The organism is Paenibacillus polygoni, from assembly GCF_030263935.1.
Classification (GTDB): Bacteria; Bacillota; Bacilli; order Paenibacillales; family Paenibacillaceae; genus Paenibacillus; species Paenibacillus polygoni.
On sequence record NZ_CP127162.1, the window covers coordinates 1,780,405 to 1,797,882 of the forward strand.

Below are 17,478 nucleotides of genomic sequence, written 5' to 3' on the forward strand. Positions count from 1 at the left end.
AATAAAGTATGCCTTGGCCAATGGTACATTTAACGGTTGCCCATCTGGTTCAACAAGGACGTCCATCACCATCTTTTATTCTGGGCAACATTGCACCGAATGCTGTTACTACAAGACGGAATATGAATGAACAAATGAAGTGGAACGCTCATCTCTGTAATGTGGACGGGATTCTGCCGCGGGTAAGAGAGATTCAGCAGTTTCATGTATCACATACCAATATTCATCTTGGCGAAGATTACAGACAATTTTTAATGGGGTATGCTGCGCATATATACGTTGATTTGAGATGGGCCGAAACCGTATATAAAGGCATGGAAAATCTAGCAGAAAGTATTTTTCTGTACCGATGGTATATGCAGTTTCGCTCGTTTCAATCGCTTTATCACCGGGACGTCACACAACTCGAATACATACTCATGGATACGCATCCAGAGACAAAGCAATTACTCGAATTACTTGAATACGCACCTGCTGTATCCATGGGGAGTCTTGTCTCTCTTCAAGAAGTAGATGACTATCGGTTTGCGATCCTTCGTAAATTGGAAGAACCGATTAAACCTCGTTCACTGCGGCTCATGGATATTGAACGGATAGAACAATTTATACAAGAGACAGCGGAAGAATTACGTTTCTTGTTACCTTCTTGGTCAGCGTATAGTTCCTCGTCCAATCCTGCTGAAGAGGTGTACAGCAACAATCCATATCAAGGTTGAAAATGAAATGTAGGTGTGGGATTGTATAATAGACTTGAAATATTCATGTAAAAGCCCTAAAGTACGTATAGTACATGCGCATGAATAGGAGGATATACATTGTTTATTTCTTTACAAGATCGTTTGGAAGATCCTATAGTACAGGAACTCATTGAATACGCTACCCTTCCAGAGCAGGAATATGTACTTGCTGCCCTGAAGGAATATAAGGAACAAGAAGCAATGACGTTATACGGTTTCGAGGATGAAGAACAGTTAGTGGCTCTCATCGGAATCGAGAAACAAAATCAAGAGGTGAAAATCAAGCATCTCGCTGTCCTGCCAGAGAACCGGCTGAAAGATTATGGTCGCGGTATTATCTCGGAGATGATCGGTACGTTAAAGCCTGAAATCGTCACCGCAGAGATCGAAGAAGATGCGGTTGATTTTTTCCGGAATATTGGCTTTATGGTCTATAGCCTCGGTGAGAAATACCCTGGCGTGGAACATTTCCGCTGTGTGTTTGAAGTAGAAGAAGAGGAATAATCCATCTTAAGTGAGAACAGCAAGACCTACGTATTATCCATCACGGTACTAAGAGAAGGAGTATATGCATTTGTCTACCACAGTGTATCGAATCATCGGTTTACTTCTTGGACTTGCAGTTCCCTTTGTTTTTCTTTGGCTGAAAATTAGCTTCTTGTTATTATTTTTGCTTATCGTTTATGCGGAGCATCGTAAAGTTAAAGTTCCGCTGAGCGGAATCTTTTTTGTCGCTGGAATGTTGATCGGTAGTATTATTACTCTTGTTACCTAGTCACAACAAAGAAGGTCATTTGATACGTAACTTATAGACTAGACATATATGATTCTGAAAAGGATGGTTTCATCCTCTTCAGGAGTATATGTCTTTTTTGTTTTTTTATAAAAAAGGAGAGGAAAGAGAACTTGCCGTGCCGCCTGCTTCCTTTTTTACATATGTTGTATGATCACTACCCTTGTCATATTCTTCTGAAATTCATGAAGTCATAGAGAAAGGAGGAGTAGAAATGGTGTACCGTTATCTGGCACTTGGCGATTCACTGACGGTAGGGATTGGCTCTTTATTCGGAAGCGGGTTTGTACCACTCTATCAAAAAAGACTGGAGTATCATTTACGAAGTACGGTTCTTGTAAGCAACCAGGGAATCAATGGACTCACCTCCCAAAGACTTCTATCCATGGTAAAATACAATCAGTACTTGCGCAATCTCATTGTACATGCTGATATTATTACGATCTCTATTGGCGGGAATGATCTGATTCAGGCAGCTCGTTCAACGAGGTGGAATCTGAGTTCTCCATTATTCACTCAGACTTTGGACGTATGTGAGCACAATATGAGAGAGATTCTTTCCCAGATTCAATCTTTAAAAAAGGATTCACCTTACTTTATTCGGCTCGTTGGACTGTATAATCCGCTGTCTAAGAATGAGGCTGCCTATCATTGGGTGAAACAATATAATGATTTTCTTACAAGTCTAGATAGTCATAAAATAGCTACAGCCCAGCTTCTTTACGCTTTTCAGGGAAGAGAAAGGGAATTATTATTTTTGGATAAGGTCCATCCAAGCAGTAAAGGATATCGGGTTATCGAATCACAGCTGGATCGTACAGGTTATGCTCCGCTGTTACAGATGGAGAAGCCTTACACCTTACGCAAAAAGAAGAAATAAGAATAGGAAGGGTGCAAGCAAATCCAGCTTGTATCCTCTACGCTTCGATCAGGAGAATACTTGACTATAGAAGAAGGAGCATACCCGTATATGGAAACATCGAACAAGCCCTCTATCACTAGAGAAGAAGAAGTACGCGTTCGCCGTATGCTTAAGAATTATGTTGAAGACTCATCAGGAACAGAATTAGAGAGTTGTATCATTGAGCGGTTAACGGGAGGAATGAACAACTCTACGTACTTGATTCATCTGAAAGAGAAACGATATGTACTGCGTAATTACAATTGTCATCAGGATGCTGATAAGGTTAAGTATGAACATGCTATTCTGAAGAGTCTTGCAATACATAAGCAAAAGTTTGTTTACCCGCAGCTGGTACCAACATTGGAAGATACGACATTTACTCTTCAGGAAGGGAAAATCGGGGCCTTATTTCACTATCAAAAAGGGAGTAATGCGGTACGAATGGGGCCGAATCAATACCTTCAATTGGGACAAAAAGCGGGCCAGCTTACACTCGCATTGTCCCGGATAACGGTGCCTTTAGCGCCTGTGTATCCACCTTACTACAGATTGGATCTGGCTTATCCGGAAATTTCGCCAGCAACGTTCCTTCGTTTTCTACAGCAACCTGACTCGTCTTTTCAGTCCCTGCATCAAGAAACCAACGAAATCGCAGAAGCCATTGAAGAGCTGTTTACCAAGACTCGCGGGGGACTCGAAGATCTTCCTCACCAACTCGTACATGGAGATCTGAATGCTTCGAATATTTTAGTCAATGAAGATGGGGATATAACCACAATCCTTGATTTTGAGTTTGCTACTTGGGATCTTCGTGTGATGGAACTCGCTGTTCCTCTTTCCGATCTCATCACTGGCATGATTTTGGATGAGAACGATAACACACAAGCAGAAGAGGAGAGGTGGAACAATCTTCAAGCGCTGATCAGCGGTTATGCTTCCGAAGTTTCTCTATTACCCGAAGAGAAGGACATGATTCCGTCTCTTGTGCTTCTTCGCAGAGTAGATGTGGTCATGCATTTTTTGGCTCGGTATCATAAAGGAATTGATCCAGCAGATATCGTTCGCGATCAGCTGCAGAAGTTAATAAGCTGTGTAAGGTGGCTTGCGTTACATCAGACTAGAGTAAGACAATGGCTATAATAAAAAAACGCTGTCTCTTCGGGCAGATAAGGAAGAGAACAGCGTTTTAATAAGTTTAGGAATGGGATGTACTTGAATCAATTTCATAACTCATTAAAATGATGAATTTGTAACTATATATAGACAAACAAAACCATTTTGATCTATATATACCCCTGATTAAAGCAACTAAAGGTATTATGAAATTGATTCACTTATATTAATTTCCGAAAAAAACTGCGGACAGCCCAGCGGCGCTCTTGCCGCTTTTTATATTTAGGCAGAGAGCGGTATACGTCAATGGACTGACGGTAGGCTTCTTTTGCCTCATCCTTTTGGCCGAGCTTTCCGTAGACAAGTCCGAGGTAATAGAAAGATTCACTGGAGGAAGACTGGATGTCTTGAAATTTCTCTACATATTGAAGTGCCTTAGCCTGATCCTTATCCTTGTAAGCGGAAGCGAGGCGAAGGTAAGGTTGGCCGTATTTTACTTTTGGATTCAGTTTTGCTGCGTGCAGGATATGTTGTTCCCCTTGTTCAAGCTGCCCTTGGTGGATTTCTGTCGTTCCGACCATATCCCAATATTCTGCTGAGTGATCATAAGAAGACTCAATCGATAGCAGTAGCTGCTGAGCTTCCCTATACTTTTTGCGTTCAATCAGGAGTCTTGCTAAGTCAAATTTAGAGGTAACGTCATTTGGATTCAGCGCAATTTGCTGACGATTTTTGGAGATGCTTCGCATCCGTTTAACAGGTTTTGTGATGCTTGGAAATACACCGACAAAACGCCGATCGAGAAGATAAAAAATAAGAAACAGTACAATAATAGCAATAAACGGATTACCAATGATATAGAAAAGCAAACCAAATAGTAAAAACTTACTCATAACCTTCCCCCTGATAAATAATTAGTAAACTCCTCATGTCGAACCTATGCATGTTATGGCATTACGAACCTTGCCGAGTTTGCTTCCGATACACGCCGAGTCACTTTATTCTGAACCTTCTCCAGCATATGATTGTATCTCGCGCTGAAGCGAACATTTCAATATTATACCATATACGCTCGTGACAGAGTTTCTATAAGTCTAGTAAGATGGAAGTAAATAAAGTGGAAAAAGGAGTACAATCATGTCAGAGAAAATCAGACAACAAATTGAGTTTGTTCGCGAAATTGATAAATTGAAGCACGTATTTCGGCAGTCTTATCTAATGAATCAAGAAAGACACGAGAATGATGCGGAACATAGTTGGCATATTGCTGTTATGGCCTTGTTGCTGAAAGAACATAGTGATGAGGATTTAGATATGACAAAAGTGCTGCACCTGCTTCTCATTCATGATCTGGTAGAAATCGATGCGGGAGATACGTTCGCTTACGATGTCAAAGGATATGAAGACAAATGGGATAGAGAACTTGCGGCAGCAAAACGAATCTATGGGCTGCTTCCGGAAGAACAAAAAGAGGAATGGATGAACTTGTGGTTAGAATTTGAAGAAGGCCTGACAAAAGAGGCGAAGTATGCGGCGGCGATGGATCGTCTGCAGCCGGTCCTTCACAATTTTTATACCGAAGGCAAAGCATGGAGAGCTAATCAAGTATCTGCTGTGTCGGTTAGAAAAAGGCTGGCGGTGTTAAAAGAGGTGTCTCCTGCTCTAGACACATATGCTAATGAACTGATTAATGAAGCGGTAGAGAAGGGTTACCTGTTACCGTGAGACAAATCCAGTACGTAGAAGGAAGGATCCTCTTAAACCAAGAGGCATCCTTCTTTTTTTAGTAGATACCCCAAACAAATAGAACGTTTAGCGCATCCGTCTTCGATAGGAGGAAGGAGTCATTCCCGTATGTTTTTTAAATAATCGGTAAAAATGCGGAAGACTCTCAAACCCGCTGGCTTCTGCAATGGCTGCCATTGTATCATCGGTACGCAGCAGTTTTTCTTTTGAGAGAATAATACGTCTTGCCGCAACATATTCGGTGAACGTCATCCCCGTATGCTGTTTAAAAGCTCGGCTAAAGTGAGCAGTAGAGATGGAAGCTTCCTTCGCAAGTTCAGAGAGAAACACAGGCTGATGAAGGTGCTCGTCTAACCTTTTAAGGGCTTGCGCCATCCAGATCGGCCCTGATAACGTTGTTTTTTCAGGTTTTACAGCTTCCGTCATCCGCATCAGAGAGATCAGCATCAGCTGTAACAACAAGAGGGTGGTATAAGTCCTTAGATGCTCCTGACTTACGGTTTCCGTGTAAATTTGTTCAATCCATCGTTCGAACTCTTCCATTTGTTTGTGGTTCAGTACTTGGATATAATGGCGTGACTTTCGAGATCTTTCAAAAAACTGCTGAATGGATGCGGCTTCTCCTCCCATACCTTGAAAGACAGCAGGACTGATATAAAAAGCGGAAGACGTCAGCGGATTCTCTGCCTCTTGAAAGGTACGATGAAGTGTATTGCCAGGGATGATGATAAGACTTCCCGCTTTAATATCGACGATCGAGTGATCAATTAACATTTTTCCTTCTCCTTGATGTACACAAATCAGTTCATGCCAGTCATGAAAATGGTCAGGAAGTTCATGTTCAGGAAGTTTGGTTTCATGATATAACATGCGAAAAGGAAGATCGATTGCTGCTTTTAGCCGCCGATCTACGGGTGCCTCAAGCTCATATTTCATAGTTGCTCTCTCCTTCTACATACAATATCATCTAGGAGTATATTTTAAGCAAAAATAGCAATTTATGTTCTTTTAGATGATGATACAATGAACTACATAAGGATACAACCACTAATAATAGGGGTGAAGATTGTGACGGTAAAAAAGGATTATCCAAGACTCAGTTTACAGAACAATAACAGTCACCTACATTCAGGTAAGGCCGAGATTAAACAGCTCCCAGTGAAAGTTCTTCAGATCGGCGAAGGGAATTTTTTACGGGGGTTTGCAGACTGGATGATTTATGAAAGCGCTGTTAAAGGTGCGTTTAAAGGAACGGTAGCTGTAACCCAGCCTAGACGGAAAGGTAGAGGGAAGCTGCTGACTATACGGGAACAAGACGGTCTGTATACGCTGCTGACAAGAGGTATCGTTAATGGGACGGCTGTTGAAAAGACATCGATCATCCCTATTTTATCTCGTACCATTGATCCTTATGAGGAATGGCAGGATTTTTTACAGCTGGCGGTAAGCCCTGATCTGGATATTATCATCTCCAATACGACAGAAGCAGGTTTAACCTACCTGGAGACGAGATATGAAGAGGGGGTACCGATCGATTCTTTTCCCGGTAAACTTACCGTGTTTTTACATGAACGCTATACTCACTATTCCGGAAGCAAAGAGAGCGGTTTACTTATTCTGCCTTGCGAGCTTGTCGATCGAAATGGAGATGTTCTCAAAAAATACGTGCTGCAGCATAGTATTGATTTTGGTTTTTCGGATTCGTTTCGGGACTGGGTACAGAAGGACAATCGGTTTCTGAATAATTTGGTAGATCGAATCGTCACGGGTGCCCCTTCCGAGGAAGAGGCGGCTGTACTCACAGAACGTTTTGGATATGAAGATAAGCTGATGACCTTAGCTGAGCCTTATCATCTGTGGGCGATTGAAGGGGAACCGGACCTTGATGACAGACTTCCGCTTGCGCAAGCAGGACTGAATATCCACTGGACCTCAGATCTAAAGCCGTTTCAGCTTCGGAAGGTACTTCTCCTAAATGGTTCTCATACCCTCATGACCCCGATAGCCATACTCAAAGGTCAGACATATGTGCGTGAGACGATGGAAGACAGCGAGCTTGGAGTATTTGTAAGAGAAGCAGCGGAAAAAGAAATCATTCCTGCCCTTGATCTGCCTGAGGAGGAAATGCAAAGTTATGTCAAAGAAGTGTGGGATCGTTTCCTGAATCCTTATATCAATCATAAACTGACGGATATTATGCTTGGCTCTATCTCTAAGTTCAAAGTAAGACTGCTTCCGACCCTGCTTGAAAGTATCAACAAAAACGGGGTTCTGCCTGAGCGAATCGTCACTTCTTTTAGTGCACTGCTTCGTTTATATAGGGCGGAACATACGGATAAAGGATATGTGTCAAGCACTTTTAGCGGGCAGATAGTAATCCTGCGGGATGAGGAACAGCTGCTTGCATCCTTGGCTCAGTATTGGTCCCAGTATAGCGGCGCTAATATGAATGAGGTCGTTTCGTATATATTGGCAGATGAACAAATATGGGGACAGAACCTTGATCTGATCTCCGGGCTGCGGGATCAAGTGGCAGAGCATCTGAACAAGTGGGAAGAGGAGGAGCATAATGAATACGTATGAATCTTCTGTAGTGGACTGGACACGGCTTCATCCGAATGATGATGTGCTCATTGCACTCCGTAATCTAAACGCAGGTGAACAGATTGAGGTAGCCAGCGGACAACATATCATTTTGAAAGAGGATGTCCCAAAAGGGCACAAGTTTGCCGTAAGGGAGCTTCAAGCTGGCGAACATATTATGAAATACGGTTATTCCATAGGTATCGCTAAGGAACAGATCGAGACAGGAAGATGGCTTCATACACACAATGTCAGCACAGGACTAAGCGGACTGATTGATTACGAATATATAAAAACCCCTCTAGAGAAACCGGCGGTTGTTCCTGCCAATCTTCATACTTTTCAGGGATACAGACGAAGTAACGGAAAGGTTGGAATTCGTAACGAAATCTGGATTATTAATACGGTTGGATGTATCAACAAAGTATGTGAGGCACTTGCGAAAATGGGGAATACAGCATTTCAGGGCCGTGTGGACGGGGTCTATCATTTTGCTCATCCGTTCGGCTGTTCACAGCTTGGTGATGATCTTAAGTATACTCAGCAGCTCCTTGCGTCCCTTGTATCCCACCCCAATGCCGGCGGCGTATTAGTCATTGGGCTTGGCTGTGAGAATAATCAGATCGAAGAATTTAAGACGTTTATTCCAGCTGAGGATGGGGAGAGAGTGCGATTCTTAAAAGCACAGGAAATTGATGATGAGATGGCCGAAGGGCTGCGCTTATTAGAAGAACTGACGGAGCTTGCGGAGAAGCAGGAGCGTGAACCTGTTCCGATATCTGAACTTACCATTGGTCTGAAATGCGGCGGTTCCGATGGTTTCTCGGGGATCACAGCGAACCCTCTCGTTGGGGCTGTATCCGATAAACTCGTTGCAGCTGGCGGTACAGCCATTCTTACCGAAGTACCAGAAATGTTTGGAGCGGAAACGATTCTGATGAACCGAGCTCGCAGTGAAGAGGTTTATGAAGAGCTTGTGAGCTTAATCAACAATTTCAAACAATACTATGTAAACCATGGACAGAATATTTATGAGAATCCCTCTCCAGGTAATAAGGAGGGAGGTATCACCACATTAGAAGAAAAATCGCTGGGGTGTACACAAAAAGGCGGACATTCAGAGGTAGTGGATGTAGTTGCTTATGGCAAAAAGGTAACGAAAAAAGGGCTCAACATTGTGGAGGCTCCCGGTAATGATCTCGTATCCGTAACCGCCCTGTCGGCAGCAGGTGCACATATTGTGCTGTTTACGACCGGAAGAGGAACTCCTTTTGGCGGACCGGTTCCTACTGTTAAAATTGCTACCAATTCGGATCTCGCTAATCGCAAAAAGCACTGGATTGATTTTAATGCAGGTCAGCTGCTCGAAGGAAAAGCGATGGACGATCTTGCGAATGAATTTCTGGCAGAACTGATTGACATTGCTTCGGGAAATAAAGTGACGAACAGTGAACGTTACGGTTTCCGCGAGATCGCGATTTTCAAAGATGGAGTTATCTTATAGATGTAATATCATTTTTGAAAAATAAGAAAGGCCGGCAGAGAGGAGCATGATACGCTCCCATCATAGTAGACAGTAGAAAAAACAAAACTTCTACCTCTATCATGATGGGAGTTTTTGTAATGTCTAAAAGAAGCCCAATTCCATATGAAATTAAGATTCAGGTTGTAAGACGTTGCCTGCAGCATGAATCCAATCCCAACTACGAGGCAAAACAACTGGGGATCCATAAAAGCACGGTTACCGAATGGATAAGAAAATATCAAGCAGGTGGAGTGGAAGGTTTAAAAAAATCGAAAGGTTGGAAAGCTTACTCCAAAGAGTTACGACTGGCGGCGATACAAGATGCACTTTCTGGTGAACACTCTGTACGATCAGTGGTGAAAAAGTACCATATTTCGAGTAAATCTGTGTTAGAGAGCTGGATTTCCAAGTATACTGAAGGGGCGAAAATGAAACCAACTCCGAAAAGGATGGGATCCCCTCATATGAATAAAGGACGGAAAACGACTTACGAAGAACGTATTGAAATTGCACAATTCACCATCGCCCATGATTTAGATTACCAGAAAGCCATCGACAAGTACGATGTCTCTTATCAGCAAGTCTACGCCTGGGTTCGTAAATATCAAACGAATGGTCACGAAGGGTTAAAAGACCTCCGAGGTCGTAAAAAACCGCTAGAGGAGCTAGATGAACAGGAAAGATTAAAGCTTCGGATTAAGGAACTCGAAGCGCGTAATGAGTACCTTGAAATGGAGAATGCACTCGCAAAAAAGTTGGCAGAGATCCGGCGAAGAAATACACACTAACCTACGTTCGGCATGCAGACATCTATCAAGCGATTAAGGAACTGCATGGCGAAAAGGGATATGCACTCACCAAGCTCTGTGAGCTCGCAGGAATCGCCCGATCTGCCTATTATAAGTGGCTGAAATGGACGCCATCCACCAGGGAACTCGAAAATCTTAAACTCGCCAAGGAAGTCAAGTGTCGCTATGACAAACGAAAAGGGATACTCGGTTATCGTCAAATGCGTATTCAGTTAAATCGCAAACTAAAAAAGGCTACAACCGTAAACGCTATTACCGTATCATGCGCGCCCTTGAACTAAGGGCAGTGATTCGCAAAAAGCGGCCAAATTACGTGAAAGCTCCAGCCCTTCATATTGCAGAGAATGTCATGAACCGAAAATTCCAAGCGGATGCCCCTAACCAAAAGTGGTGCACCGATGTAACAGAATTAAAGTACGGAAATGGCCGTAAGGCCTATTTGAGTGCCATTATTGACGGATATGACAACTCCGTGGTGTCATGGGTACTCAGCCATTCCAATAACAATGAACTCGTTATGAATACAGTAAAGAAAGCTTACAAAAGGAACCCAGGTGCTAAGCCACTCTTGCACAGTGATAGAGGTTTTCAATACACCTCACATGAATACCAACGACTTCAAAAGAAATACAAGTTTAGAACAAGTATGTCTCGTGTAAGTCGGTGTTTGGACAACCAACCTATTGAGCGATTCTGGGGTACCTTTAAAACAGAAAGCTTTTATCTGGAGAAATACGATACATACGACAATCTCCTTCGTAGTGTAAGAACTTATATCCATTATTACAATAATTTTCGATACACCGAACGACTTAACGGCTTATCCCCTAACGAATATCGGCAAGCAGCATAACTAAGAAAAAATAATCCCCTCAGCTTTGATAACCGAGGGGATTGAACATTTATAATTTTGTTTTTTTATCTGTCTACTTGACAGGGTGCACTTCAAGCATGTCTCTACTGGCCTTTTCTAGCGTCTTCACTTAGATAATTCCGTAACTAGCGAGTGTCTTAAGTCGTTCCATCGTGAGATGTCCCCGCCATTCTGCTTCAGCTGCTGCACTTAGCGCAGGCCAAGAGATTGGCCAGCCGCCGTCTTCTTGCTGGGAGGAAAGAAGATGCTCCAAATGCTGCTCCGTGATCTCTTTTGATATAAAGCGAGCTGCATAGCTGTCTGAACGAGGTGCCCAGTCCAGCACTTTTTGTACATAGCCGGTTGCTTTTGGATCCAGTTCTATGACGCCAGGCTGCTCTAGTATATGATCGAGTTTTTGTGCAAGACGAATGGATCGCTCGCTCTCATCTTGATTTTCGAGAAAATGTATGGCTTGAATCAGCGTATGATATCCTTCTAGTTCACTGTTTTCGAGGGAATACCAAACAAATTCTACAGCTTTTTTAAACCAGTTCTCTCTAAGGAATGGATGCCAATCCTTACATTTATATAGTAGTCCAATAATAGAACCTGATGGATTAAGAGAAGCGGTGTCCTCTTTTTCCGTTGTCCACCAGGGTGCATGCGGATAATCGTTTACGTTCTTAAAAGAATAGGGCCAGCCGCCAGTTGTCGGATTCGCATGTTTCTGCAGGAAAAATCCAAGCCCTGTAAGGATCCGTTCAGGATAATAGTGAACTTCACTCAGTATATGAAGCGCAAACTCAGCACCTTGGGGCTGACTGAAAGGAGTGCGAATATCAGGTTCTAGTGCATGCCCAAAACCACCATCTTGATTTTGATAAGCGGCCAGCGCTTGGACTACGGATTCTGCAGATCTTTGTCCTGTTGCATATTCGAAACGGTAACGATCCAGCAAGCGAGCATGGGTATACATGAAATGATGGGCTTTTTTCACAACCGGATGAGACACATCTAATAATGGGTAAGTGGTCATAGTTTGGTTCACTCCTTCAGTGCTTGATCGAATCCTCTTTTTGTATTCTTCATTTTCGTTTATTTACCTGCAAAAAGGCGGGGACAACAAAAAAATCCCGCACCCTCTGCTTACGCAGGTGATACGGGAATAGGTATAAAAATGGGTATAAAAAAGGTTAAAGAAAATGGATATAAGAAAACGGGTATAGAATACGCCTGCTGCGTACTATTTAACTTGCAGTATTTGTACACCGCGTTCTTCAATTTGGATCGTTCCCTGATGGTCAGTACCTGTCAGAAGATCCTTAGCCTGAACATCACCTAGATCATAGGAACAAGCTTCCTTATTGAAGTTAAGCACAAATAGATAAGAGATTCCGTCTTTTACACGGCGGCTGACTTCAACGCCATCAGGTGTAACGAGCGTCGGTCCAATACCTTTATCGGCCGCTATTTTATCAACCAGGCCGTCAAGGAAGCTGGTTTCTGGATCAGAAGCAACATAGTAGGCTTCACCAAGGCCAAATACATTACGGGTCAAAGATGGCATGCCTTGATAGAAATCTTCACCATACTCAGCAATCACTTCTGCACCTTCGGTATGGAGCAGATCGCAGAGCAGACCGCATTCATACTCGCCCGAAAGTTTGCCAAATGTGTTTTTAATCATCATTTTGTTCTTTTGGTCTGGGAACAGTGCATCGATTTCTTCTACCCATATGCCGAGAAGATCTCGAAGTTCACCAGGGTATCCCCCGACAGTGACTAGGTCATTCTCATTCACTACTCCGCTGAAGAACGTAGTTACAAAGGTGCCGCCGTTTTTTGTGAATGTCTCCAGTTTATTAGCGAATCCGGGTTTTACCATGTAGAGCACAGGGGCTACAACAACCTCATAGGAAGAAAGATCCGTATCTACGCTGATCATATCAACCTGGATATTCTGGCGATAGAAGGCTGCATAGTACTTATGAATTTGTTCTACATAGTTCAGTGCTACCGAAGGACCGCTTGATTTCTCAATCGCCCACCAGTTTTCCCAATCAAACAGAATAGCTACTTTAGATTCTACACGAGAGTCAAGTATTCGATCTCCGAGTTTCGCGAGTTCTTGGCCTAGCTGAGTTACTTCACGGAATACTCGGGTATTTTCATGGCCTGCATGTTCAATGACCGCACCATGGTATTTCTCACAAGCGCCGATGGATCTGCGAAGCTGGAAGAACATTACGGTATCTGCTCCATGGGCAACGGTCTGGTAGCTCTGAAGGCGCATGACGCCTGGACGTTTTAAAGAGTTGTAGGGCTGCCAGTTTTGCTGGCTTGGCGTCTGCTCCATCAGCATGAACGGCATACCGTCTTTTAGACCTCTCATCAGGTCATTTGCCATTGCTGTTTCACTAGGAGGAGTGGTGAGACTCGGGTAGCTGTCCCAAGATACGATGTCCATATGTTTTGCCCATTTGAAGTAATCAAGCTGTTTGAAGAATCCCATCAAGTTGGTAGTTACTACAGAATCCGGTATGTATCTCTTAATTGCATCATACTCCATCTGGTAGCAAGCGAGCATACTATCCGAATTAAAACGAGAGTAGTCAAGAGAGATCCCTTGGAAATTGGTTCTGCGCTCACCCCATTCTTCACTGAGATTGCTTGGGAGTACGATCTCGTCCCAGTCATAGAAGGTGTGTCCCCAAAAAGCGGTGTTCCAGGCTTTATTCAGGTTATCTAGATTCTGATAACGTTGTTTCAACCATACACGAAAAGCACGTTCACAGTTGTCACAGTAACATTCACCGCCATATTCATTGGATACATGCCATACAAGAACCGCAGGATGATCTTGATAACGTTCCGCAAGCTTGCCTGCAATTCGTTCGGAGTACAAACGATAGGTCGGGCTATTTGGACAGGAGTTGTGACGTCCGCCAAACTTCCGTTTTCGGCCATCTCGATCTACACGGAGTACGTCTTTATATTTAGTAGCCATCCATGCCGGATGAGCACCGGTGCTGGTTGCTAGACAAACATAGACACCGCTTTCATAAAGACTGTCGATGAGTTCATCAAGCCATTCAAAATGATAGGTGATTTCATCAGGTTGGTTTTTAGCCCATGAGAATACATTTATCGTTGCGATATCGATACCTGCTATTTTAAACATACGAAGATCTTCTTGATGTGTTGCCTCGTCCCATTGCTCTGGGTTGTAGTCGCCGCCGTAGAATATTTTAGGAAGTTTGGAACTAATCAATGGATTCACCTCTTGTATAAGAATAAGTCCATGATATATCATGAGATGTATTTTTAAAATATAAGAATTGTAGAGACGTATATAATAATATGGAACTAACTTTGAGGTGATATGATGCTGTTTACTCCAGAACATCAACGTTTTTTTATGACGAGCAGAGAACAACCGTTGCCATTATATATTGAAAGTATTGGAGTGAATTTAAATCAAGAATCAATCGTGCGTTCCGCAGGATATCCTTGTTACCACTGGCTGCAGACCATGGAAGGGGAGGGAGAGTTTACTTTTGCCGGAAAAACGTACCCGCTTCCCCCTGGAACCGGTGTACTTGTGGCCCCAGGTGAACCGCATGAATACAAAAGATTAGAGGCAGGTACTTCATGGTCTACTCTATATATTACGTTTAGCGGTCCGCAGACGAGTGCCATTCTAGCAACACTTGAACTTGATCCATCGGCATGTTATCAGTGGGACCCTTCGTCGGAGCTTCAGTTCTTTGGACAACAAGTTCTTGGGTCCATCGGCAGTGATCGCGATTTAACGGGTCTTGAAGCGTCTGGGGATCTATACCGTTTTCTTTTGCTGCTCAAAAAATATGGAACGACAGGAAATTCACCTTCGTTGTCTCACTCTCTTGAAAGGCTTGCTCCACTGCTTCAGTTTATGGAAGAAAAATTGAGTGATCCGAATGTTGGCTTATCAGAAATGGCAGCTGTACTGTCGGTTAGTCCTCGATACGTCAATACCCTTTTCAAGCAATCTTTTGGAGAGACTGCCTATGGATATTTCATCCTGAAACGAATTCGCAGAGCGAAAGAAATTCTCACATCACGCCCGAATATGACGGTTAAGGAAACAGCAGAAGCTGTCGGCTTTCGGGATGCAAGCCATTTTGTAGCTACGTTTCGTAAAATCGAAGGGGTAACACCCGAACAATTTCGTAAATTGTACTGATAAATGAAACCATTTCATTCTAGCTATCGAAGCCTTAACCGGGACAATCTATAGATTAAATGCTTCTTTAGGATTGATGAAAACGGTTTTATATAGGATGATGGGTTAGATAGACGAGGAAACATCACATGGGAAGAAGAAAGAAGGGAAAAGAATGTCTGAACTATTCATTTGGCCTGGTCTGCCTCCTTATGCAGCAGAGGGATATGAAGCAGATCGACCTACACTGAGAGCCTACCTAGCGGAAGGTGCCAAAAGTGCGGTTATCGTTTGCCCAGGCGGCGGATACGGCCATCTAGCGGATCATGAAGGAGAACCTGTAGCAAAGTGGCTGAATGAATCGGGCATTTCGGCATTTGTATTAAAATACCGAATTTCTCCGCACAAAGAACCTGCACCTCTCGCTGATGCTAGACGGGCCATACAGTATGTAAGAGCCCATGCACAGGAATATGGGATTGAAAAAGGTCGGATTGCTATGCTCGGATTCTCTGCTGGAGGACATTTGACTGCGAATGCGGGAACTTCGTGGGTTCTTGGTGATGAGAGCCCGAAAGACCCTGTAGCCTCGGAGAGTTCAAAGCTGGATGCAATGATTCTTTGTTACCCTGTGATTACGATGGAGGATTACGGCCATTTAGGTTCAAGAGAAGCATTGCTTGGTAAAGGCGCTTCGAGCGATCTCATTCAAAAGTATAGTAACGAAAAGCAAGTATGCAAGGAAACACCGCCTGCTTTTATTTGGCACACGTATGCAGATGAGGCAGTCCCTGTTCAGAACAGCCTTGCGATGTCTATGGCGTTAAGTGAATCAAGAGTTCCTCATGAGCTTCATATTTTTGAAGAAGGACGGCATGGAATTGGACTGGCTGAGGAGTTCGCAGAAACAACAGGAAAGTGGAAGGAACTATGTATTACCTGGCTTCGGAAGCAGGGATGGTAGAGAGTTTAGAAGACAAGTCGGCCTTGGGGTTAAGGCTGTAAGCTGAAGACAGTTCTATAATGATAAGAGAAAAGGTTACTGATAAGGTAGAACAGGCCCGGATATTTAGTCTGTGGTATGGGATTTGGTTTTGGTTAGGGGTAGTCCTTGCGTTTAAGTAGTGTCCATCTCGTGTATTAACATGGATAGATGCACCGCCAGAGTGTGATAGCGATTAGCGAAGGAGTGTTTAAGATGTCAGAACTTGAACTTGTATTAGATGCAAAAGCGAAGCTTGGAGAGGGTCCCAGCTGGGATGCAGAAGCGGGCCGTTTATTTTGGGTAGACATTGAAGGGTTTAAGCTGCATGCTTATGATCCGCAGACGGGCGAGGATACCGTTTATGATATCGGACAACATATCGGAGCTGTTGTACCATACGAGAAAGAACGCGTTATCGTTGCGCTTCGAGATGGGTATCATGTGTACAACCTCCATACCGGAGAGCTGCAGCTTATTCATGACCCGGAAGAGGGTCGTAAGGATAACCGGTTCAACGATGGTAAATGTGACCCCGCAGGCCGCTTTTGGGCAGGGACGATGAGTCTTGAAGGAAAAGACAAGCAAGGCGCTTTTTATTGTCTGGAAGACGGAGAAGTCAGTACCATCTTTACCGAAGTTTCCACCTCTAATGGTTTAGGTTGGAGTCCTGATCATAAAACCATGTATTATATTGATACACCTACAGGGAAGATAGACCGGCTTGATTACGATGAAAAGACAGGCAAAGTGTCTAATCGCAGAACAGCAGTGGATTTTCCTGATAATGTTGGTTTTCCTGATGGCATGACCGTAGATGCAGAAGGGATGATCTGGATTGCACATTGGGGCGGATCTCAAGTAAGCCGCTGGAATCCGGACACAGGGAAAATGCTCTCACATATAGAGGTTCCTGCGGAGCAAGTGACTTGTTGCTGCTTTGGAGGTAAAAATTTGGACGAGCTGTATATCACTACAGCGCGAAACGGACTAAGCGCCGAACAACTCAAAAAAACGCCGCACGCAGGCGGACTGTTTCGAATCAAACCGGGTGTAAAAGGAATGCCAACTTTTCGGTATAAACAAAAATAAGTTATTCTGATTTGGTGAGTCATCATGATTTACTGATGACCAATAATAAGACATGGAAAAGATCGTTATAAACGTTCCTTTCTCCGTGTCTTTTTATTTTGGCACTAATTTGTGAGTACTGCAAATAGGTGCTT

Annotated in this window: 16 protein-coding genes and 1 pseudogene; 13 read left to right on the forward strand and 4 right to left on the reverse strand. The window is 43.4% G+C overall.

Translation table 11 applies throughout. From position 1 onward, the window contains the following. Nucleotides 1–8 precede the first annotated feature (8 nt). The 5 genes from QPK24_RS08550 (at nucleotide 9) to QPK24_RS08570 (ending at nucleotide 3,574) form a co-directional block, all read left to right on the forward strand. Nucleotides 9–716, forward strand: a complete 708-nt coding sequence (locus tag QPK24_RS08550) for a hypothetical protein (RefSeq protein ID WP_285747856.1) — start codon at nucleotides 9–11, stop codon at nucleotides 714–716. Between the two features lie 99 nt (nucleotides 717–815). After that, nucleotides 816–1,241, forward strand: coding sequence for a GNAT family N-acetyltransferase (locus QPK24_RS08555; RefSeq protein ID WP_285747858.1), 426 nt, complete (start codon nucleotides 816–818; stop codon nucleotides 1,239–1,241). Between the two features lie 70 nt (nucleotides 1,242–1,311). After that, nucleotides 1,312–1,512, forward strand: coding sequence for a hypothetical protein (locus QPK24_RS08560; protein ID WP_285747859.1), 201 nt, complete (start codon nucleotides 1,312–1,314; stop codon nucleotides 1,510–1,512). Nucleotides 1,513–1,744: 232 nt separating this feature from the next. Continuing rightward, entirely contained in the window at nucleotides 1,745–2,410 is a 666-nt protein-coding gene (locus QPK24_RS08565; RefSeq protein ID WP_285747861.1) for a GDSL-type esterase/lipase family protein, read from the forward strand. Between the two features lie 90 nt (nucleotides 2,411–2,500). Next, the gene (locus QPK24_RS08570) at nucleotides 2,501–3,574 is read left to right on the forward strand and encodes a phosphotransferase (protein WP_285747863.1); all 1,074 of its coding nucleotides are present in this window, start codon (nucleotides 2,501–2,503) and stop codon (nucleotides 3,572–3,574) included. A gap of 194 nt (nucleotides 3,575–3,768) precedes the next feature. Here QPK24_RS08570 and QPK24_RS08575 read toward each other — a convergent pair whose 3' ends face one another. Beyond that, nucleotides 3,769–4,440: a tetratricopeptide repeat protein gene (locus QPK24_RS08575; protein WP_285747865.1), complete on the reverse strand. Its 672-nt coding sequence runs from the start codon at nucleotides 4,438–4,440 to the stop codon at nucleotides 3,769–3,771. 244 nt (nucleotides 4,441–4,684) lie between these two features. Here QPK24_RS08575 and QPK24_RS08580 point away from each other — a divergent pair, with 244 nt between their 5' ends. Beyond that, nucleotides 4,685–5,272: an HD domain-containing protein gene (locus QPK24_RS08580; RefSeq protein WP_285747866.1), complete on the forward strand. Its 588-nt coding sequence runs from the start codon at nucleotides 4,685–4,687 to the stop codon at nucleotides 5,270–5,272. Between the two features lie 87 nt (nucleotides 5,273–5,359). On the opposite strand, the gene QPK24_RS08585 is transcribed toward QPK24_RS08580, so the two are convergent. After that, nucleotides 5,360–6,229, reverse strand: a complete 870-nt coding sequence (locus tag QPK24_RS08585; protein ID WP_285747868.1) for an AraC family transcriptional regulator — start codon at nucleotides 6,227–6,229, stop codon at nucleotides 5,360–5,362. A gap of 132 nt (nucleotides 6,230–6,361) precedes the next feature. Here QPK24_RS08585 and QPK24_RS08590 point away from each other — a divergent pair, with 132 nt between their 5' ends. The 4 genes and pseudogenes from QPK24_RS08590 to QPK24_RS08605 form a co-directional block, all read left to right on the forward strand. Beyond that, nucleotides 6,362–7,876, forward strand: a complete 1,515-nt coding sequence (locus QPK24_RS08590) for a tagaturonate reductase (RefSeq protein WP_285747870.1) — start codon at nucleotides 6,362–6,364, stop codon at nucleotides 7,874–7,876. After that, entirely contained in the window at nucleotides 7,863–9,380 is a 1,518-nt protein-coding gene (locus QPK24_RS08595) for a UxaA family hydrolase (protein ID WP_285747872.1), read from the forward strand. The genes QPK24_RS08590 and QPK24_RS08595 overlap by 14 nt, the downstream gene beginning before the upstream one ends. Nucleotides 9,381–9,499: 119 nt before the next feature. Next, nucleotides 9,500–10,189, forward strand: a complete 690-nt coding sequence (locus QPK24_RS08600; RefSeq protein WP_285742199.1) for a helix-turn-helix domain-containing protein — start codon at nucleotides 9,500–9,502, stop codon at nucleotides 10,187–10,189. A gap of 265 nt (nucleotides 10,190–10,454) precedes the next feature. Next, nucleotides 10,455–11,063: pseudogene (locus QPK24_RS08605) on the forward strand (IS3 family transposase); the annotation flags it as partial. A gap of 130 nt (nucleotides 11,064–11,193) precedes the next feature. On the opposite strand, the gene QPK24_RS08610 reads toward QPK24_RS08605, so the two are convergent. Together QPK24_RS08610 and QPK24_RS08615 are read right to left on the reverse strand one after the other, a co-directional pair. After that, nucleotides 11,194–12,102, reverse strand: coding sequence for a hypothetical protein (locus QPK24_RS08610; RefSeq protein ID WP_285747874.1), 909 nt, complete (start codon nucleotides 12,100–12,102; stop codon nucleotides 11,194–11,196). A 207-nt stretch (nucleotides 12,103–12,309) separates the two neighbouring features. Beyond that, nucleotides 12,310–14,337 carry a beta-galactosidase gene (locus QPK24_RS08615; protein WP_285747876.1) on the reverse strand — a complete coding sequence of 676 codons (2,028 nt, stop codon included), beginning with the start codon at nucleotides 14,335–14,337 and terminating at the stop codon, nucleotides 12,310–12,312. 111 nt (nucleotides 14,338–14,448) lie between these two features. On the opposite strand from QPK24_RS08615, the gene QPK24_RS08620 reads away from it, so the two are divergent. The 3 genes from QPK24_RS08620 to QPK24_RS08630 all read left to right on the forward strand — a co-directional run bounded on the left by QPK24_RS08620 (nucleotide 14,449) and on the right by QPK24_RS08630 (nucleotide 17,344). Further along, entirely contained in the window at nucleotides 14,449–15,291 is an 843-nt protein-coding gene (locus tag QPK24_RS08620) for an AraC family transcriptional regulator (RefSeq protein WP_320416914.1), read from the forward strand. 154 nt (nucleotides 15,292–15,445) lie between these two features. Further along, nucleotides 15,446–16,234, forward strand: coding sequence for an alpha/beta hydrolase (locus QPK24_RS08625; RefSeq protein WP_285747878.1), 789 nt, complete (start codon nucleotides 15,446–15,448; stop codon nucleotides 16,232–16,234). A gap of 234 nt (nucleotides 16,235–16,468) precedes the next feature. After that, entirely contained in the window at nucleotides 16,469–17,344 is an 876-nt protein-coding gene (locus tag QPK24_RS08630) for an SMP-30/gluconolactonase/LRE family protein (protein WP_285747880.1), read from the forward strand. The last annotated feature ends 134 nt before the right edge of the window (nucleotides 17,345–17,478 follow it).